Genomic DNA, 17,921 nt, shown 5'->3' with positions numbered 1-17,921 from the left:
CCCTCCGCCACGACCCCGCCGACGCTCCAGGAGGACCCCGTGATCCGCACCCACCGTCCGCGCGCCCTCACCGCCGTCGTCCTCGCGGTCACCGCGGTCCTGCCGCTCTCCGCCTGCGGCGGGTCCGCTGGGGCGGCCCCGGCGAACACGAGGCCGGCTGACCTGCAGCTCGTCCAGGACGGCGTGCTGACCGTGGGCATCGACGCCACCTACCCGCCCATGGAGTACCGCGAGGGCGGCCAGCTCGAGGGCGTCAACGCGGAGCTGCTCACCGACCTCGCGAAGCGGCTCGGGCTGAAGGCGGAGTTCGAGGACGTGGCCTTCGCCGACCTCCGCCCGGCCGCAGCCGCCCACACCATCGACGTGGTCGGCTCCTCGATGACCGACAAGGCGGACCGCCAGGCCGACGTCGACTTCGTCGACTACTTCGTGGCCGGCGCCCAGGTGCTCGTCGCCTCCGACGGTCCGGACCTCACCTCGCCGTCCTCCTGGTGCGGGCGGCGGGGCGCCAGCACCGGCGGGACCACCGACGGCGACATCATCCTCGCCCAGTCGCAGCTGTGCGCCCGGGCGGGCCAGCCTCCGGTGACCTTCGTCGACGTGCCGTACACCAAGAGCGTCGACGAGGTGCTCGCAGGACGGGCCGACTTCGGCGTGGAGGACCTCCCCGCGGCCGTCTACCTGGCCGCGAACTCCGGCGGGAAGATCAAGGTGCTGGGTGACCAGCTGCAGCCCCAGCCCTACGGGTACGGCTTCGCCAAGGACCGCACCGCGCTGCGCGACGCCCTCCAGCGGGCGCTGCAGGACGCCATCGCCGACGGCACCTACGACAGGATCCTCAAGAAGTACGACGTGGCGGGCGGCGCCCTGAAGAGCACCTCCATCAACGGCGGCGCATGAGCCTCAGTTGAGAGCGGGGTCCGAGGGGTAGGACGCCACCCAGGCGAGCCTGCCGCCCTGCCGGCGCAGCACCGCGGCCCACAGGTCCTGCGGGGCGGCGGTGAACGCGTCCCCCGCCTCGCCGTCGAGGACGTACCAGGAGCCCTCGGCGACCTCCTCCTCGAGCTGCCCGGCGCTCCAGCCGGCGTAGCCGGCGAAGATCCGCAGACCGGCCACGCCGGGGGCGACCACCTCCGGGGGCGCGTCCAGGTCGACCACGCCGACCGACCCGACGATGCGGCGCACGCCGAGCGGCTCGGCGTCGTCGCCGGGGGCGCGGACCAGGCCCAGCGCCGAGTCGAGACCCACCGGCCCGCCGCGGAAGAGCTGGCCGGGGGCGGTGGTGTACGGCTGCCAGTCCGGCAGGACGGCGTCGACGGCCGTGGTTGTCGGGCGGTTGACCACCACCCCGAAGGCGCCGCCGTCAGCGGTGTGGTCGAGCAGGAGGACGACGCTGCGGCGGAACTCCTCGCCGGTCAGGGCGGGCGTGGCCACGAGCAGGCGGCCGGTCATCGACCACCCGTCGACCCCTGCACCGGCCTTCTCCTCGCCCTTCCCGAGCGTCACGCGCCCAGTCTGCCCCGTCGTGTGCCCGGCCGCGCCGCGAGCAGCAGCCCCACCAGGACGCCAGCGGCGTCGGCCAGCGCGTCGAGCGGGTCGCCGCTGCGGTGCGGCAGCACCCAGTGCTGCAGCAGCTCGGAGACCACCGCGTGCGCCAGCAGGACGACGACGAGCACGCGCACCGGCAGGCCGGCCCGCCGGCCCGTCCACGCCACCAGGGCGAAGACGGCCAGGTGCACGGCCTTGTCCACCACCGGGCCCACCAGCGGCACCTGGTCGGTGGACGGCGCGCGGGGCGCGTAGAGCACCACGAGCTGGAGCACCACGGCCGCGGCGAGCAGCAGCCGCGCCCTCACCGGCCGGAGCGCTCTCCGGAGCGGGCGCGCTGCTCCCGGCGGCGGCGCTTGTCCTCGTACATGGCCGCGTCCGCCGCGGTGACCGCCTCGGCGACCGTCCGACCCGGCTCGGCGCGCGCCGCGCCCACGGAGACGCGCAGCGGGATGCCGTCAGCCGTGCGGGCGGCCTCCACCCCGGCGCGCAGGCGGGCCACCAGCGCGTCGACGTCGCCCACGCGGGGCACGAGCACGGCGAACTCGTCGCCGCCGACCCGGGCCACCACGTCGGAGCTGTCGCGCAGGCAGGCCCGCAGGGCGGCGCCGCAGGTGCGCAGCAGCTCGTCGCCGGCGGCGTGGCCGTGGGAGTCGTTGACGCGCTTGAGGTCGTCGAGGTCGAGCAGGGCGACCGCCACCGGCACGCCGGCGTCCACCAGGCCCTGGGCCGCGGCCAGCTCGGAGTCCCAGCGGTGGCGGCTGCCGACGTCGGTGAGCGCGTCGCGGCCGAGCTGGAGGCGCGTGTCCGACAGCTGCTGCTCCACCTTCTGGCGGGCCAGCACCACCGCCAGCACCGTTCCGGCGGTGTGCACGAGCTGGGTGGCGATGCGGCGGCGCAGCGGGCTGAAGGGCTGGGCGCTGGCGCCGGCGCGCACGGCGAGCACCCCGCCCGTGGGTCCGCCGGGGTGCTCGGCCCCGCCCAGCGGCAGCACGAGGACGGCCACGGCGCCGTCCTCCGGGCGCAGCGGGGCGCCAGCTGGCCCGCCGCCGGCGGCGGGCGCCGGGCCGGCGACGGCGGCACGGGCAGCCGCCAGCACCGCGGCGTCGTCGGAGCGCTCGAGGGCGCTGCTGCCCTCGCCTCCCCCGGGCGGCGGGGTGGCGCTGCGCACCACGGCGGCGGGGCCGCCGTCGAGCCAGACCGCCGCGAGCCGGCAGCCCAGCGCGTCGAGCAGCACGTGCGCCACCCGCTCCACCGCCTCCGAGGGCGAGCGGCGCAGAGCGCCGGTGAGCTCCTGGACGGCGTGCAGGGCGCGCAGCTCGTCCACCACCGGGCCCTCGACGGAGCCCGTGACCGCCAGGCCCGCCGCTGCGGCGGAGGACGAGGACAGCGGGGAAGCGGCCTCCAGGACCGTCACGAGGTGGTGCGCGGTGGTGCGCACGGCGCCGTCGGAGCTGGCCAGGAGGCGCTCGCTGCGGCCGGACGCGCCGAGCACCAGCACGGCGTCGTCGCGGCAGGCCACCAGGGCCGCGGTCGCGGCGCGGTAGCCGGCGACCACGTGCGCCGGCTCCACGGCCAGCACCCGCACCACCGCCCCGCTGCGGACCGCGCGGGCGAGGAGGTCGTCGTCCTCGGCGCCCGCCGAGGACGACGCGGTCGAGGGGGTGCCACCGGGACCGAGGCCGGCCACGTGCACCCAGCGGCCGTCAGGACCCGGGCGGAGCAGGAGGGCGTCGTCAGCGCCGACCGACGCGGCGAGGGCGGCGGCCGAGGCGCTGGGGTCGCTGCTCGCGTGCACGCGCGCCTCCTGCCTGCCGTCGACCGCTGCGGGGCTCCCCGCCTCCCGGTCCGGGAGTATGTCGCAGGTGGGAGGCACCTCACAGCCGCCGGGCACACCCCAGACACGCAGAGCAACCACCCCGTCACCATAGGTCAGAGCGACGGGTCCCAGCGGAAACCGCTGATGTCCTCGGGGTCCTCTCCGGTCTCGTAGGCGTGCACCCGGGCCGCCAGCCGCGCGTCGGCCATCTCCTGCCGCAGCCCGGCGTTCCGCACGCCGAGCCCGGGCACGCGGTCGATGACGTCCATCACGAGCCGGAACCGGTCGAGGTCGTTGCGGTGCACCATGTCGAAGGGCGTGGTGGTGGTGCCCTCCTCGACGAACCCGCGCACGTGCAGGTTGTGGTGACCCGTGCGGCGGTAGGTCAGCCGGTGCACGAGCGTCGGGTAGCCGTGGAAGGCGAACAGCACGGGCCTGTCGGTGGTGAAGAGCGCGTCGTACTCGCGGTCCGGCATCCCGTGCGGGTGCTCCGAGGACGGCTGCAGCCGCATGAGGTCCACGACGTTGACGAAGCGCACCCGCAGCTCGGGCAGCCGCCGGCGGAGGATCGCGGTCGCCGCGAGCGCCTCCTGGGTGGGGATGTCGCCGGCGCAGGCGATGACGACGTCAGGCTCGACGCCGTCGTCGCTGGAGGCCCAGGCCCACCGCCCGAGCCCGCGGGTGCAGTGCGCGACCGCCTCGTCCACGGTGAGGTAGTCGAGGGCCTGCTGCTTGCCGGCGACGACGACGTTGACGTAGTGCTCGCTGCGCAGCACGTGGTCCATGGTCGACAGGAGCGTGTTGGCGTCCGGCGGCAGGTACACCCGCGTGATCTCGGCCTTCTTGGTGACCACGTGGTCGATGAAGCCCGGGTCCTGGTGGGAGAAGCCGTTGTGGTCCTGGCGCCACACGTGGCTGCTGAGCAGGTAGTTCAGCGAGGCCAGCGGGCGCCGCCAGGCCAGCTGGCGGGTGGTCTTGAGCCACTTGGCGTGCTGGTTGACCATCGAGTCGACGATGTGGATGAAGGCCTCGTAGCTGGTGAACAGGCCGTGGCGACCGGTGAGCAGGTAGCCCTCGAGCCAGCCCTGGCACAGGTGCTCGGAGAGCACCTCCATGACGCGGCCGTTCCGCTGGACGTGGCTGTCGCCGTCCCGGGGGCCGTCGGCGAGCTGGCGGTCGGTGACGTCGAAGACGGCCTGCAGGCGGTTGCTGGCCACCTCGTCGGGGCCGAAGAGGCGGAACGTCTCGGGGTTGGCGGCCATGACGTCGCGCAGCCAGTCGCCGAAGACGGTGGTGGGGCTGTGCATCTGCTCCCCCGGGCGCGGCACGTCCACGCCGTAGGAGCGGAAGTCGGGCAGGCGCAGCGGCTTCTTCACCAGGCCGCCGTTCGTGCGCGGGTTCGCGCTCATGCGCCGCTCGTCGCGGGGGCGGTTGGCGAGCACCGCCCCCGTCGGGGCGCCTGCGGGGTCGAAGAGCTCCTCGGCGCGGTAGCTCTCCAGCCACGCGCGCAGCTGCTCGCGGTGCCCCTCGTCGGAGCGGACCTCGCTGAGCGGCACCTGGTGGGCGCGCCACGTGCCCGCGACCGGCTGGCCGTCGACGTCGTGCGGGCCGGTCCACCCCTTCGGCGTGCGCAGCACGAGCACGGGCCAGCGGGGGCGGTCGCCGGGGTCGCCGTCGTGGGCGGCCGCGTGCTCGCGGGCTGCGCGCTGGTTCTCGGCGATGCGGTCCAGGGCGGTGTCGAGCGCCCAGGCCATGCGCTGGTGGACGGGCGTGGCGTCCTCGCCGTCGCCGGGTCCGGAGACCCACAGCGGGTCCCAGCCGGTGCCCCGCAGGTACTGCTCCAGCTCGTCGTCAGCCATGCGGGCCAGCACGGTGGGGTTGGCGATCTTGTAGCCGTTGAGGTGCAGCACGGGCAGCACCGCGCCGTCGCGGGCCGCGTCGAGGAACTTGTTCGCGTGCCAGGAGGCCGCCAGCGGGCCGGTCTCGGCCTCGCCGTCCCCGATGACGCACACCGCCACGAGGTCGGGGTCGTCGAAGACCGCGCCGGTGGCGTGGACGAGGGCGTAGCCGAGCTCACCGCCCTCGTGCAGGGAGCCGGGAACGTCGGCCGCCGCGTGGCTGGGGATGCCGCCGGGGAAGGAGAACTGCTTGAACAGCCGGCGCATCCCCTCCTCGGTCTGGTCGACGTCGGGGTAGGCCTCGGTCCAGGCACCCTCCAGCCAGGCGTTGGCCACCACCGCCGGGCCGCCGTGCCCGGGGCCGGCCACGAACAGCGCCTCGGTGTCGCGCTCGCGGATGGCGCGGTTGACGTGGCTCCACACGAAGTTCAGGCCGGGGGTGGTGCCCCAGTGGCCCAGCAGGCGCGCCTTGACGTGATCGGGGCCGAGCGGCTCGCGCTGGAGCGGGTCGGCCTGGAGGTAGATCTGCCCCACGGACAGGTAGTTGGCGGCGCGCCACCAGTGGTCGACGGCGGCGAGGGCCTCGGCGTCCAGGACGTCCGGCACCAGGTCGCCTCCGGGGACGACGGGCACGGCGGGGCGGGTGGCGAGGTCGGTCACGTCCTCCCACCTACCCGCTGGCGGCTCCCTCACGCGGTGGGACAGGCTTGACGGGTGGCAGCTGAGCGCTTCGCGTACGGGCCGAGCACGGCCCTGGTGGTGGTGGACGTCCAGGTCGACTTCGCCGACCCGACCGGGTCGCTCTACGTGCGCGGCGGCGAGGACGTCGTGCCGCTCGTGAACGCCGAGGTGGAGGCCGCGGTGGAGGCGGGTTCTCCGGTGGTGTTCACGCAGGACTGGCACCCCGAGCACACCCCGCACTTCGCCGCCGACGGCGGCGTCTGGCCGGTGCACTGCGTGGCCGGCACGCCCGGCGCGGAGCTGCACCCGGCGCTGGTGGTGCCTGACGGCGCGCCGCGGGTCCGCAAGGGCACCGGCGCGGAGGACGGCTACTCCGGCTTCTCCGAGCTCGACCTCGCCTCCGGGCGCCGCGAGGCCACCGTGCTGGGAGACCTGCTCGACTCCCGAGGGGTGCAGCGGGTCGTCGTCGTCGGGCTCGCGGGTGACTACTGCGTCAAGGCGACCGCCCTCGACGGCGCCGCGCGGGGACTGGCGGTGCAGGTGCCGCTGGAGCTGACGCGGTTCGTGCAGCTCGCCGACGGCGACGACGAGCGCGCGGTCGACGAGATGCGCTCCGCGGGCGTCGAGGTGCTCTGAGGTCCCGTCGGTCCTGTTCAGGCGCGGGAGACGGCGAACGCCGCGAGGAAGCCCAGCGCGGTGATGAGGCCGGTGAGGAGGTGAGTGCGCTCGAAGGCCTCCGGGACCATGGTGTCGGCCACCATCGCGAGGATCGCGCCGGCGGCCACTGCCGTGATGACCGCGACGAGCTGGTCGGAGGCGCCGTCGAGCAGCAGGGCGCCGAGCATCGCCGCCAGTCCGCTGGCCAGGGCGATGCCCACCCAGACGCCGAACACGTAGCGGGCGCTGCGACCAGCGCGGCGCATGCCCGCCGCGCTCGACAGGCCCTCGGGCACGTTGGAGATGAACACGGCGGCGAGCACGCCCACGCCCACCCCGGCCCCGCTGAGCAGCGACAGGCCGAGCACCACAGACTCGGGCACGCCGTCGAGCAGGGCGCCCACGGCGATCGCGGCGCCGCTGCCGGAGTCGTCGTCCTCGCTGGGCTGCTGGTCACCGGAGCGCTTGCGGTGGCGTGCGCCCAACCGGGCCAGGACCGCGTTGGCGGCCACGTAGACCACGGCTCCGGCGAGGAACCCCACCACCGTCGCGGTGAGGCCGCCGGAGCGCTCGGCCTCGTCGACCAGCTCGAAGGCCAGCGCTGAGATGAGGACTCCCGCTCCGAAGGCCATCACCGAGGCCACCGCCCAGCGGGGCACCCTGACGAACCACGCCACCGCTGCGCCCAGCACCAGGGCCAGCCCGCCGACCAGCCCCCACGCACCTGCTTCGAGCCACACCGGCACCGCGCCGCCCACCTCTCACGCCCTGCGGCCCGTGTGCTCGAGCAACCACCTCGGGGACCGTAGGCGCGGCCCACCCGCACCGCGCGCTGAGGAGACGATCACGATCGCGTCACGGCCGCGCAGCGGTGCAACACCGCGAGGCTGCAGCTGCGTCGTGCGGGCATGAGCAGGCGCGTCGTCCTCAGGTCCGGTGTGGTCGCGCTGTGCGCGGCCACCGCCGTCTCCCTCGCCGGCTGCACCGCCAGCAGCGGCGGCAGCACCGCGAGTTCCGAGGCCGCTCCCGCGGCGGCCGCGTCAGCCGCTGGTTCCCGCGGCGGCGGGGACTCGGGTGTCGCGGACTCCGCGTCCACCGAGTCGCTCCAGAGCGGGACCGGCGTCGGGGCGAGCGGCAGCGACCTGGCGGCCGACGCCGCGCGGCAGATCATCACCACCGCCTCGGCGCACCTCGTCTCCGAAGACGTCGCCGGCACCGCGGGCCGCATCGCCGTGCGGGTGGAGGGCGGCGGCGGCCGCGTCGAGGAGCGCTCGGTGCAGACGCCCGAAGGCGGCCCGGCCTTCGCGCAGCTCGTGCTCCGGGTGCCCGCAGACCGCCTGAGCACCACGGTGGACGGGCTCGCGCAGTTCGGGACCGTCAGCGACGTCAACGTCACCGCGACCGACGTCACCGCGCAGGCCACCGACCTCGACGCCCGGATCGCCGCGCTGCGCACGTCCACCGACCGGCTCACCCAGCTGCTGGCCGGAGCCGGCAGCACCGAGGCGGTCGTGGCCGCCGAGAGCGCCCTGACGCAGCGCCAGGCCGAGCTCGACTCGCTGGTGCAGCAGCGCACCCTGCTGGCCGGGCAGGTGCAGATGGCCACGCTGTCGCTGTCGGTGGAGGGCCGCGCGTCGGCGCCCGAGGCGGGACCCAGCGACTTCCTCGACGGACTGGCCTCCGGCTGGCGCTCGCTCGTCTCCGCGCTCGGCGCCGCCCTCGTGGTGGCCGGGGTGCTGCTGCCGTGGCTGGCCGCCGCGGCCGTGGTCGGCGCGCTCGCGCTCGCGGCGAGCAGACTGGCCCGCCGGGCCCGCCGGGCCCGTCAGCCGGTGGCGGTGGCGTCGGAGCCCGGCGCGGCCTCCGACGGCGACGGCGAGTCCTGAGCCCTCTGGGGCGCGAGCCCCAGCTGGTCGACGGTCCACACGAGGCCGTGCGCGATGCCGAGGGCGGCGAAGTCCCAGTCGTGCTGCTGCCCCGCCTCGACGTGGTGCGCGACCGGGAGGCCCTTGGCCTGCAGCTCGGCCAGGAGGTGCTGGGTCTCCCGCGCCGAGACCGGGTCGCCGTCCTCCGCGGTGTCGAGGTAGACGGGCGTCTTGCGGGTCATCTGGAGCTGCGGCAGGTAGTGGTCCGGGGAGACGGCCCGGTACTGCGCCTCGGAGGTGAGGGCGTCGAGCCCGCCCTGGCCGGGGTTGCCGAACGCCTCCAGGCCGATGATCGCTCCGTAGACGTCCTGGTGGCGCAGGCCCTGGTCGACGGCGCAGAAGGCCCCCATCGACATGCCCGCGGCGATGCGGTGCTCCGGGTCGGCCTGGGTCGCGTAGTGGGCGTCGACGTAGGAGACGACGTCGAGGAGGTGCGTCTCGACCTGCGGACCGCCGGGCCGGGTGCTGTTGAGGCACTCGGTGTCGTCGGTGTCCGGTGAGGTGAGGTCGGGGGCGACGAGGACGACCGGCGGGATGAGCCCGTCGTGGACGAGCACGTCGGCGGTGTGGGCGACGTCGCCGGCGGTGAACCAGTCGGCCGAGGAGCCCGGCTCGCCGTGGAAGAGGTAGACGACGGGGTAGCGCGTGCTGCCGGAGGCGTCGTACCCGGGCGGCGTGTAGACCCACGTCTGGCTCGGCTCCAGGCCCGACCCCGCCCGCAGGGGCACCGACACCTGCGTGACGGTGCCGTCGGTGTCGGGGACCTGTCCGCTGGCGAGGGTCTGCACCGCCTGCGCCGAGGGCAGGTAGCCGGTCCACGCGTTCACGCCGGTGGCCGTCGCCGCCGCCAGGGCCACGACGGCGGCGCCGGCGGGCAGCCACGTGCGCCTGCCCCGCGAGCGCAGCCGCACGCCGAGCAGCACCAGGCCCGCGGCCAGGGCGAGCAGCGCGACCGCGGGCCACCAGGAGCCGACGAGGCCCTCGCGGTGGTGCAGCTGCTGCAGCACCGCGTCGGGGAGGGAGTCCTGGGCCATCGTCGAGAATCATGCGCTCCCGGTGTCGGATGCGCTCGGCAACCGTCTGTGGGACACCTGGGTGTTCTCCGGGCGGGGCTTCAGGCCTCCGTCACCGGGGTGGTTCAAGATTCCTCCTCGTGGACATGCTCGTGCGCCGGGACCGACGCCGCCGGATCGCCGCCCTCCTCACGGGAGCGGTGGGGGTGCTGGCGCTGCTGTCGGCGGTGCTCCCCCCGCTGCGGGACCGGCTGGAGACGCTCATCGGCCTGACCCCCTTCCTCGTGCCGGCCACCGCGGCGGGGGTGACCGCGCTCGCCGGGTGCACGCTCCTCGTGGTGGCCCGGGGCCTGCGCCGCGGCAGCCGCCTGGCGTGGGCCGCGGCCCTGGTCCTGCTGGTGGTGCTGACCCTGCTGCACCTGGTGAAGGGCATCGACTGGGAGGAGGCCGTCATCACGGCGGGCGTGGGCGCCTACCTGGTGACCCAGCGGCGAGCCTTCCCCGTGCTGCCGAGCCGCGCCGCGGCCGTGCGGGCGGTGGCGCTGAGCATCGGGGGTGCCCTGGTGGCGGTGTTCGTGGCCGCGGCGATCACGGTGAGCTTCGGCGGTCACCGCCACCACCACTACTTCGGCGAGACCGCCCGCGAGGCCGCGGGGCGTCTGGTGGGCGTCGACGAGGCGCGCCGGGTGGGCGTGCCCGCGGGCGTGGTGCCCGGGCTGGGGCCCGCCTCCAGCCGGGTGCTGCCCGTGGTGGGCGTGGGCCTGGTGTGCTCTGCGCTGTGGCTGCTGTTCGCGCCGCGGCGCGCCCCGAAGCTCTCCCGCCACGACCACGAGCGCGAGCGCGAGCGGGCCCGCCACGTGGTGGAGCGCTGGGGCGGCGACACGCTCGCCTACTTCGCCCTGCGCGACGACAAGGACTGGTTCTTCACCGGGTCCTCGGTGGTGGCGCACTCCGTGCGCGGTGACGTCTGCCTGGTCTCCCCCGACCCCGTCGGCCCTCCGGCCGAGCGCGAGGCCGCCTGGTCCGACTTCCGCGAGTACGCCGAGCGCAACGGCTGGACCGTGCTGGTCATCGGCGCCTCGGAGACCTGGCTGCCGGTCTACGAGCGCAACGGCATGCGCGGGGTGTACCTGGGTGACGAGGCGGTGCTCGACTGCAGCGCGTTCACGCTGCAGGGCGGCCACATGAAGTCGCTGCGCCAGGCCTACAACCGCGTCGGCCGGGCCGGCGTCACCTACAGCTTCCACTCCCCTGCGTCGCTGACGCCGCAGCTGCGTGCGGAGATGTCGGCGCTGAGCGTGCAGAGCCGGCGCGGCGAGGCCGAGCGCGGCTTCTCCATGACGCTGTCCCGCCTCGCCGACCCCGCGGACCCCGACCTCCTGCTCACGCTGGCCCACCAGGCGGTGGAGGGCGGCAGCAGCCGGCTCGTCGGGTTCATCCAGTGGGTTCCCGCTGCGGACGTGGACGGGTGGTCCCTCGACGTCATGCGCCGCTCCACCGAGGAGGACCTGCCCTCCGGCATCGTCGACGCGATGATCATCGCGACGGCGGAGCACGTCCGCGACGCCGGCCAGAAGGGCCTGGGCCTCAACTTCGCCGTGCTGCGCACCGTGGTCAGCGGCGAGCAGGAGGGCAGGGTCCCCGAGATCGCGCGCCAGGTGCTCACCCGCCTGGGCAGCCACTCCCAGATGGAGTCGCTGTGGCGCTTCAACGCCAAGTACGACCCGGCCTGGCGCGCCCGCTTCGTCGTCGTCGACGACCTCGCCCAGCTGGCCACCGACGGGCTGGCCATGGCGCGGGCCGAGGGCCTCACCGGCGAGCTGCCGCTCATCTCGGCGATCCCGCGCCTCGGTGAGCAGCTGCAGGGCGTGGGAACCGCCCTGCTCGAGCGGCTGCCGGGGCGCACCCGCGAGGACGAGCGCGACGACGACGAGGACGACGACGGCGGAGCCGCGCCCGGCGCCGCCCCGACGCGATGAGCGGCGCCGCGGTCCTGGGCCTCGCGGCGGCTCTGGTCGCGGCCGCGGCCTACGGCGTGGCCTCGGTGCTGCAGGCCGTCGGGGCGCGCCGCGCGGAGGCCGCGGCGGCCCCCGGCGCCGGAGCCGCGGCCACCGGGCTGGCGCGCCAGCCGGCGTACCTGCTCGGTGTGGTCCTGGACGGCGCCGCGTGGCTGGTCTCGCTCGTGGCGCTGCGCACGCTGCCGCTCTTCGCCGTCCAGGCCCTGCTCGCCGGCTCCCTCGCGGTCACCGCGGTGCTGGGCGCCCGGGTGCTCGGCGTGAAGCTGGGCCGCGGCGGAGCAGCGGCCGTCGGCGTCGCCGTCGTCGGGCTGGCGCTGGTGGCCGCGGGCGCCCGGCCGGGGCGGCCCCAGCCCGCGCCGCCGGGGACGGTGGGCGTCTGCCTCGCCCTGGCGATCGCCCTGGCGCTGCTGGCGGCGGTGCCCGCCGGGCGGGGCGGGCGCTGGCTGGCGGGCCGCACCGGCGCGCTGGTGCTCTCGACCGCCGCGGGCGTCGGCTACTCCGTGGCGGCGCTGTGCGCCCGCCTCGTGGAGCCCGCCTCCCTGCTCGGTCTGCTGGCGGAGCCCGCGACGTCGGCCGTGGTGGTGGCCGGCGTCGCCGGGACGCTGCTCTACGGCAGGTCGCTGGCCGGCGACGGCGTCGTCGTCGCCACGGCGGCGCTGTGGGTGGTGGAGGTGGTGGTCGGCGGCGCGGCGGGGCTGCTCCTGCTGGGCGACGGCGTCCGCGACGGCTGGGCCGCGCCCGTGCTGGTGGGCGTCGGCCTGTCCCTGGCGGCGTGCGTGCAGCTGGCGCGACCCGCTGCCGCCGCCAGCCCGCCCGGCTGATCTCTGGACCGGGTCTCACCAGGAGGTGGTCACCGGGGTCGCGCTCAGGCCACCTCGCCGTCGAGGTAGGTCCAGCGGCGCTCCTCGCGCACGAAGCGGCTGCGCTCCCGCAGCACGCCCCGCTCGGCGCCGCTGCGCCAGCGCGCCTCGAACGTCACCGTGCCGTCATCGTCGAAAGGGCCCCCGCCGGTGGTCCCCAGCACGTCGAGGCGCAGCCAGCGCTGGTCCGCGTCGAGGCGCAGCTCGTCGAGGGTGGGCCGGGTGGAGGCGTGCCACGTGCGGGCGAGGTAGGAGGTGTCGCGCAGGGCGAAGGCGCTGTACCGCGAGCGCATGAGGGCCTCCGCGGTCGGGGCGTCGGCCTCGCCGCGGTGGAACCTGGCGCAGCACGCGCCGTAGGCCTCGCCGGTGCCGCAGGGGCAGCGCGTGGTGTCGGTGGTGCGCTCTACGGTCCCCGCCATGACGTCCAGTGTGGGACCGCGCGCGGACCGACCGACGATGCCCGACGGCTACGGGCTCCCGGAGAGCACCGACGGGGTGCTGGAGTGGACCGCCGTCGAGGAGCGGCTCGTCGCCGCGCAGCACTACTGGCTGGCCACGGTGCGGCCCGACGGGCGCCCGCACGTGGTGCCCCGCTGGGGCGTGTGGGTGGACGGGCGGTTCTGGTACGACGGCGCCGCCACCACCGTCCACGCCCGCAACCTCGCCGCCAACCCGGCGTGCACGCTCAACCTCGAGGACGGCGCGCAGGCGGTGGTGGTCGAGGGCACCTCGCACCCGGCGCGCGCCGGCACCGGCGACCTGGGCCGGCGGCTGTCGGAGGCGTTCGCCAAGTACCACGACGCCGGGTACTCCCCCGGGCCCGACGCGTGGAGCGGAGACGACGGCGGGGGCCTGCGCGTGCTGGTGCCGCGGCGGGCGCTGGCGTGGTTCTCCTTCCCCACCGACTGCACGCGCTTCACGTTCGGCTGACGCGCAGGCGGCTGGCAGCGACCGCTCAGTCTCGATCGCCACGCTGCTTGACGTGCTCGGACCCCGCCGCCCCGTGCTCGTCGCTGCGCTGGCGGCCCTGCTGGCCGCAGCGCTGAGCGCCTGCTCGGGCGCTGCGGCGCCCTCGTCGTCGTCCTCATCGGCGTCTGGCGCGTCGGCCACGCGCAGCGCGGGCCCGTCGGCGCCAGCCTCGGCCTCGCCCAGCTCCAGCACGACGCCGACCTCCGCGCACGTGGCGGACGGGCGGGTCTGGAGCCCCACCAGCTTCGGCGACCAGACGGTGCTGCAGACCACGCTGACCGGCGCGAGGTCCGGCGTGACGATGAAGGTGTGGGTGTGGACGCCGCCGCAGTACGACGACCCGGCGTACGCGCACAGCGGCTTCCCGGTGCTGTTCCTCTACCCCGGCGGCGACGGCGCGACCTACAACAACTGGACGGACAGGTCCTACGGCGCGCAGGACGTCGTCAGCCAGGGCTCGAAGAACGGCTCGGTGCTGCCCTTCGTCTTCGTCATGCCGGAGATGCAGGTGTCGAAGAGCGTCGACACGGAGTGCACCGACCTGCCGGGCCAGCCCGCCGTGGGCACCTTCCTCGACACCGACCTCCCCGGTGCGGTGCAGCACGACTTCCGCCCTCCCCGGTGCGGTGCAGCACGACTTCCGCGTCATGCCGCCCGGGAAGGGGTGGGGCATCTCCGGGGCGTCGGCAGGGGCCTACTGCGCCGCGGCGATCGCGCTGCGCCACCCCGGGCAGTACGGCGCGGTGGTGAGCATCGCCGGGTACTTCTCCATGGAGACCACGCTGCCGCAGCGCAAGGACCCGGCGGTGCAGGCGCTGTACCCGACGGCCCTGGCCCCGCACTACACCGGTGACACCGCCTGGCTGTTCGTGGCGGGCACCGACAGCTCCCTCGACGTCAAGGAGGCCAAGGCGTTCGCGCCGCTGCTGCCGCCGCCGTCGACCACGCAGGTCTACCTGCAGCCGGGCGGCCAGCACCTCACGACGTCGTTCAAGGCGGCGATGCCGCAGGTGTTCGCCTTCTTCAGCCAGCACCTGGCCGCTCCGCAGAAGAGCTGAACGTGCGAAGGGCCCGACCTGGTGGTCGGGCCCTCCGCGGGGTGGGGTGCCGCTCTTGCGTACTGCTGTGGGACTTCTGAGAGCGACGAGTGGAGGTGGCGGGAATCGAACCCGCGTCCGCCGTCGTACCCCCAGGGCTTCTCCGGGTGCAGACCGTGAGTCGTTCTGCTCGGCCCCAGCGCTCACACGGACGTTGCGCTGACGGGCCCAGTCACCTTGGTTTCCCACCGACCCCGGTGACACTGGTCGGTGGTTGAGCCCCCTAGCTGACGCCGGTACCCGAGCCGGGAGCACTCCCGGGCCGACGGACTTTCACCTCAGCTGATCAGGCAGCGAGAGCGAAGTCGGTGCTCTTGGAATCGGCACCTATGGGTTTGCAAGGAACGTTAACGAGATGACCTTGCCTTCTCGACCCGCTTCCCCTGGTTCGACGATGCGACGTCGAGACCTGGCACCCCCTGTGGAGTTGTGCAGAGCACTCTACGCGCTCCGTCAGGTGGAACGCCTCCGGTTTCCTCCCGTGTTCCCGCGGACGGCGGCGCTCGGGGCCCAGACTGGTGCGGTGGACGACGACGAGGTCGGTCAGGTGGCGGCTGTCGAGCGGCAGCTGCAGCGCTCGCTGGGCGCGTGGGTGGGCGCCAGCGCGGTGGGCGGCGCAGCCGCGATCGCGGCCGGTCGGTCGCGGCAGGACCCGCTGCTGCGCGCCTTCGGCCTGCAGACGCTGCTGTGGGCGGCGGTGGACGCCGGGGTGCTGGCAGCGAGCACGCGCGGGAGCACCCCGCCGGCAGGACGGCTGCGGGCGCTGCTGCTCGCCAACGCAGCCGCCGACGTGGGGTACGTGGGCGTCGGAGCGGTGCTGGCCGCCCGGCCGGACCGCGTGACGGAGCGCCTGCGCGGGCTGAGCCGACGGGGTCGCCGGCGGACCAGCGACGAGGCCCTGCGCGGCCACGGCCTCGCCGTGGTGCTGCAGGGCCTGGCGCTGCTGGTCATCGACACCACCTCGGCAGCGCGTCTGCGCCCGCCCCGCCCCTGACCGCGCCCTGCCTCCGCCACGACCAAGCACCTGAGCGCCACCTCCCCGGGGTGCTCCTGGGCTGTGGGCCGCACGCCGACGACGATCGGAGACGCTCGCACCAGACGGCCGTCTCGCAGGGCCGCCCGAACCCCACGACAGCGCGGGTCTTGGCGATCGATCGGCCTCTGACGCTCCAGCGCCCGATCGATCGCCCAGATCCGGACAGCGGGGCAGCACTGCACTCCCTCGGGGCCGCGGAACGGGCAGGCTGAGCGCCGGTGGGCAGTCTGAGGTCCGCTTCCGGGCCCTGACCCGGCACTGGGCCTGCCCACCGGACCTCAGGTGCCCCACCAGGCGCTGTCACCTGGCGCGCAGCCGCATGGTCGCCGCCGCCGAACGAGCCGGCTCGACGTCCTGACCGCGCAGAGCGCCCCTTGGGTGCGCAGAGCGCCCCTTGGGTGCGCAGGTGGCCCCATCGACCAGGCGCATGGGGCCACCTGCGCATCGATGGGGCCGTCTGCGCACCGGTTGGAGACTCGTCAGGAGGTCGGATCGCCGATGCGGACGACGACCTTCGACCCCGTCCCCCTGGCAGCCTCCTGGACCGTCCGCAGCTGCAGCAGCGCCGGGTTGTCGGCGAGCATCCGCGCCGCGTTGGCGAGCGCCCGCGTGGCCGCGACCTCGCCGCGCGCCCGCTCGAGGGCCGCCTGGCCCTCCTGGACGGCGGTCGCCGTCGCGAGCAGGGCCCGACGCAGCTCCCCCGGCACGCTGACGTCCCGGACCGACGCCTCTGCCACGGCGACGCCCAGCCGGGCGGCCTCGGCGGCGACGCGAGCCGTCAGGACCTGCGCCGCCTCGGCACGGCCCGCGAGCAGCTCCGCCAGCGGAGCCGAGGCCGCCCAGTCGCGGACGGCCAGCTGGAGCGCCATCCGCAGCTCGGCCACCGGGTCGGCGGACGCGTCGAGGAAGGCCACCGGGTCGGTGACCGCCCAGCGGGCGGACGCGCTGACGCGGACACCCGGGACGTCGGCGGCAGCGAGCTCCTGGCCGGTGAGGACGAGCAGCTGGTCGCGGACGTCGACCACCTCGACACCGCGCCGCCACGCCCGGCCCCGCAACCGGTGCCGACCGGCACCGAGGACGGAGACGACGCGGCCGTCGTAGCGGACGACCGCCCGCCGGCCCTCCCGGACCACCAGGTGCTTGATGAACACGTCGTTCGCCTCCGTCCGTCGTCGTCGTGAGCAGCACGACGACGACCGGCGCCCAGCGGCCCGGACGGGCGCCGAGGCGCACAGGTCCGAGCACCGCTCGCCGCGCCCTCGCGGACGCGACAGGGCCACCGGTCGCCGCCAGAGATGAGGAGTCGAGCCTCAGCGCGTGACAGGCGCCAGCATCCGATGTGCTGCGCTACCCGCTGGTGCGGGACGCGACCGGTGATCCACCGGGGCGCCGCTGGTCGGGCAGCAGGACCATCATGACGACGACGACACCGCGCCGGCCAGCGGTTTTCCACCGGCCGGCGCGGTCGTGGCTCAGACGGTGAGGACGAGCTTGCCGCGCACGTGGCCGTCCATCTGGGCCCTCCAGGCGTCGGCGGCGCGCTCCAGCGGGAACGCCTCCTGCACCTCCACGCGCACCGCGCCGTCGGCCACGAGCGCCGCGAGCTGCGCCAGCTGCTCGGCGTGCGGGGTGACGAAGCAGTAGACGCCGCCGACCTCGGACACGGCCTGCGGGTCGACGTTGGACGCCGTCCGCGCCGGGTCCTTCGCGAGCTCGGCGGACTGCCGGATCGCGTCACCACCGACGTAGTCGACGGCGGCGTCGACGCCCTCGGGCGCCAGCGCGCGCACGGCGTCGACGAGCCCGTCGCCGTACGCCACCGGCTCAGCGCCGAGGGAGCGGACGAAGTCGTGGTTGCGCTCGCTCGCCGTCCCGATGACCCGGGCGCCGCGGGCCTTCGCGATCTGGACGGCGAGGTGCCCCACCCCGCCGGACGCCGCGTGCACGAGCACCGTGTCGCCCGACCCGGCTCGCACGGCCTCCAGCGACTGCAGCGCCGTGAGGCCCGCCAGCGGCAGCGCACCGGCCACCTCCCACGAGAGGGCGGGCGGCTTCAGCGCCCAGTGGCGCTGGTTGCCGGCGACCAGCTCGGCGTAGCAGCCGTCGCGGACGAAGTCCTTGCGGAGGTAGCCGAGCACCTCGTCACCGGGGGCCAGGTCGTGCACCGCGGGACCGACGGCCTCGACGACGCCCGCGGCGTCCCACCCGGCGATGGTCGGCAGGAACGACGGGAAGGCGCCCTGCAGGTACCCGGCGCCGATCTTGAAGTCGACCGGGTTGACCCCGGCGGCCTTGACCCGGATGAGCACGGAGTCCGGGCCGACCACGGGGTCGGGCTGCTCGCCGACCTCCAGGACCTCGGGACCGCCGTAGGACGAGTGGAAGACAGCGCGCACGGCT

Annotated in this window: 18 protein-coding genes and 1 other RNA gene; 8 read left to right on the top strand and 11 right to left on the bottom strand. The window is 75.3% G+C overall.

All coding sequences use genetic code 11. The features are described from left to right. The first annotated feature begins 39 nt into the window (after positions 1-39). Complete coding sequence (locus FMM08_RS15550) at positions 40-900, top strand: ABC transporter substrate-binding protein (protein ID WP_187279785.1); 861 nt, start codon at positions 40-42, stop codon at positions 898-900. A 3-nt stretch (positions 901-903) separates the two neighbouring features. On the opposite strand, the gene FMM08_RS15545 is transcribed toward FMM08_RS15550, so the two are convergent. From FMM08_RS15545 to FMM08_RS15530, 4 genes are all read right to left on the bottom strand, one after another. After that, complete coding sequence (locus FMM08_RS15545) at positions 904-1,452, bottom strand: YqgE/AlgH family protein (RefSeq protein ID WP_147927396.1); 549 nt, start codon at positions 1,450-1,452, stop codon at positions 904-906. A 50-nt stretch (positions 1,453-1,502) separates the two neighbouring features. Further along, positions 1,503-1,856: a VanZ family protein gene (locus tag FMM08_RS15540; RefSeq protein WP_222710832.1), complete on the bottom strand. Its 354-nt coding sequence runs from the start codon at positions 1,854-1,856 to the stop codon at positions 1,503-1,505. Then, entirely contained in the window at positions 1,853-3,346 is a 1,494-nt protein-coding gene (locus FMM08_RS15535; RefSeq protein WP_147927287.1) for a GGDEF domain-containing protein, read from the bottom strand. Before FMM08_RS15535 ends, FMM08_RS15540 begins: the two co-directional genes overlap by 4 nt. Positions 3,347-3,480: 134 nt before the next feature. Continuing rightward, complete coding sequence (locus tag FMM08_RS15530; RefSeq protein ID WP_369431739.1) at positions 3,481-5,871, bottom strand: phosphoketolase family protein; 2,391 nt, start codon at positions 5,869-5,871, stop codon at positions 3,481-3,483. Between the two features lie 108 nt (positions 5,872-5,979). On the opposite strand from FMM08_RS15530, the gene FMM08_RS15525 reads away from it, so the two are divergent. After that, positions 5,980-6,582 carry an isochorismatase family protein gene (locus FMM08_RS15525; protein ID WP_222710830.1) on the top strand — a complete coding sequence of 201 codons (603 nt, stop codon included), beginning with the start codon at positions 5,980-5,982 and terminating at the stop codon, positions 6,580-6,582. A 17-nt stretch (positions 6,583-6,599) separates the two neighbouring features. Here the strand turns inward: FMM08_RS15525 and FMM08_RS15520 are convergent, their stop codons facing one another. Continuing rightward, on the bottom strand, positions 6,600-7,349 hold the full coding sequence (locus FMM08_RS15520; protein WP_147927392.1) for a ZIP family metal transporter: 750 nt from the start codon (positions 7,347-7,349) through the stop codon (positions 6,600-6,602). A 162-nt stretch (positions 7,350-7,511) separates the two neighbouring features. Here FMM08_RS15520 and FMM08_RS15515 point away from each other — a divergent pair, with 162 nt between their 5' ends. Further along, on the top strand, positions 7,512-8,486 hold the full coding sequence (locus FMM08_RS15515; protein WP_147927286.1) for a DUF4349 domain-containing protein: 975 nt from the start codon (positions 7,512-7,514) through the stop codon (positions 8,484-8,486). Here the strand turns inward: FMM08_RS15515 and FMM08_RS15510 are convergent. Continuing rightward, positions 8,426-9,559 (bottom strand): alpha/beta hydrolase, encoded by a 1,134-nt coding sequence (locus FMM08_RS15510; RefSeq protein ID WP_147927285.1) that lies wholly within the window; start codon positions 9,557-9,559, stop codon positions 8,426-8,428. The genes FMM08_RS15515 and FMM08_RS15510 overlap by 61 nt on opposite strands. A 125-nt stretch (positions 9,560-9,684) precedes the next feature. Between FMM08_RS15510 and FMM08_RS15505 the strand changes: the two genes are divergently transcribed. Beyond that, positions 9,685-11,517, top strand: coding sequence for a bifunctional lysylphosphatidylglycerol flippase/synthetase MprF (locus FMM08_RS15505; protein WP_255472477.1), 1,833 nt, complete (start codon positions 9,685-9,687; stop codon positions 11,515-11,517). Further along, positions 11,514-12,377 carry a hypothetical protein gene (locus FMM08_RS15500; protein ID WP_147927283.1) on the top strand — a complete coding sequence of 288 codons (864 nt, stop codon included), beginning with the start codon at positions 11,514-11,516 and terminating at the stop codon, positions 12,375-12,377. Before FMM08_RS15505 ends, FMM08_RS15500 begins: the two co-directional genes overlap by 4 nt. A 44-nt stretch (positions 12,378-12,421) precedes the next feature. On the opposite strand, the gene FMM08_RS15495 is transcribed toward FMM08_RS15500, so the two are convergent. Then, a complete protein-coding gene (locus FMM08_RS15495; RefSeq protein ID WP_147927282.1) occupies positions 12,422-12,835 on the bottom strand; it encodes a YchJ family protein in 414 nt (137 codons plus the stop codon). Here FMM08_RS15495 and FMM08_RS15490 point away from each other — a divergent pair. After that, positions 12,834-13,346 carry a pyridoxamine 5'-phosphate oxidase family protein gene (locus FMM08_RS15490; protein ID WP_147927281.1) on the top strand — a complete coding sequence of 171 codons (513 nt, stop codon included), beginning with the start codon at positions 12,834-12,836 and terminating at the stop codon, positions 13,344-13,346. The genes FMM08_RS15495 and FMM08_RS15490 overlap by 2 nt on opposite strands. 465 nt (positions 13,347-13,811) lie before the next feature. Here FMM08_RS15490 and FMM08_RS23110 read toward each other — a convergent pair whose 3' ends face one another. Further along, entirely contained in the window at positions 13,812-13,964 is a 153-nt protein-coding gene (locus FMM08_RS23110; RefSeq protein WP_187279784.1) for a hypothetical protein, read from the bottom strand. 11 nt (positions 13,965-13,975) lie between these two features. Here FMM08_RS23110 and FMM08_RS15485 point away from each other — a divergent pair, with 11 nt between their 5' ends. Continuing rightward, positions 13,976-14,443, top strand: coding sequence for an alpha/beta hydrolase-fold protein (locus FMM08_RS15485; RefSeq protein ID WP_222710828.1), 468 nt, complete (start codon positions 13,976-13,978; stop codon positions 14,441-14,443). An 87-nt stretch (positions 14,444-14,530) separates the two neighbouring features. Here the strand turns inward: FMM08_RS15485 and ssrA are convergent. Beyond that, positions 14,531-14,902, bottom strand: a transfer-messenger RNA (tmRNA) gene (ssrA, locus tag FMM08_RS15480). 103 nt (positions 14,903-15,005) lie between these two features. Here ssrA and FMM08_RS15475 point away from each other — a divergent pair. After that, positions 15,006-15,476 carry a DUF6992 family protein gene (locus FMM08_RS15475; protein ID WP_147927279.1) on the top strand — a complete coding sequence of 157 codons (471 nt, stop codon included), beginning with the start codon at positions 15,006-15,008 and terminating at the stop codon, positions 15,474-15,476. A gap of 521 nt (positions 15,477-15,997) precedes the next feature. Here FMM08_RS15475 and FMM08_RS15470 read toward each other — a convergent pair. Next, positions 15,998-16,672: an SPFH domain-containing protein gene (locus FMM08_RS15470; protein ID WP_222710827.1), complete on the bottom strand. Its 675-nt coding sequence runs from the start codon at positions 16,670-16,672 to the stop codon at positions 15,998-16,000. A gap of 321 nt (positions 16,673-16,993) precedes the next feature. After that, positions 16,994-17,917: an NADP-dependent oxidoreductase gene (locus FMM08_RS15465; RefSeq protein ID WP_147927278.1), complete on the bottom strand. Its 924-nt coding sequence runs from the start codon at positions 17,915-17,917 to the stop codon at positions 16,994-16,996. Between the last annotated feature and the right edge of the window lie 4 nt (positions 17,918-17,921).

The sequence above is a fragment of the Quadrisphaera setariae genome (assembly GCF_008041935.1).
GTDB classification, from domain to species: Bacteria; Actinomycetota; Actinomycetes; order Actinomycetales; family Quadrisphaeraceae; genus Quadrisphaera; species Quadrisphaera setariae.
Note: the sequence above shows the minus strand (reverse complement) of the source record. Positions and strands in the feature narration are given on the sequence as shown.

Coding starts and splice junctions, on each gene's coding strand:
- FMM08_RS15545 (WP_147927396.1), bottom strand. CDS start 1,452: ATGACCGGCCGCCTGCTCGTGGCCACGCCCGCCCTGACCGGCGAGGAG.
- FMM08_RS15515 (WP_147927286.1), top strand. CDS start 7,512: ATGAGCAGGCGCGTCGTCCTCAGGTCCGGTGTGGTCGCGCTGTGCGCG.
- FMM08_RS15510 (WP_147927285.1), bottom strand. CDS start 9,559: ATGGCCCAGGACTCCCTCCCCGACGCGGTGCTGCAGCAGCTGCACCAC.
- FMM08_RS15505 (WP_255472477.1), top strand. CDS start 9,685: ATGCTCGTGCGCCGGGACCGACGCCGCCGGATCGCCGCCCTCCTCACG.
- FMM08_RS15500 (WP_147927283.1), top strand. CDS start 11,514: ATGAGCGGCGCCGCGGTCCTGGGCCTCGCGGCGGCTCTGGTCGCGGCC.
- FMM08_RS15490 (WP_147927281.1), top strand. CDS start 12,834: ATGACGTCCAGTGTGGGACCGCGCGCGGACCGACCGACGATGCCCGAC.
- FMM08_RS15495 (WP_147927282.1), bottom strand. CDS start 12,835: ATGGCGGGGACCGTAGAGCGCACCACCGACACCACGCGCTGCCCCTGC.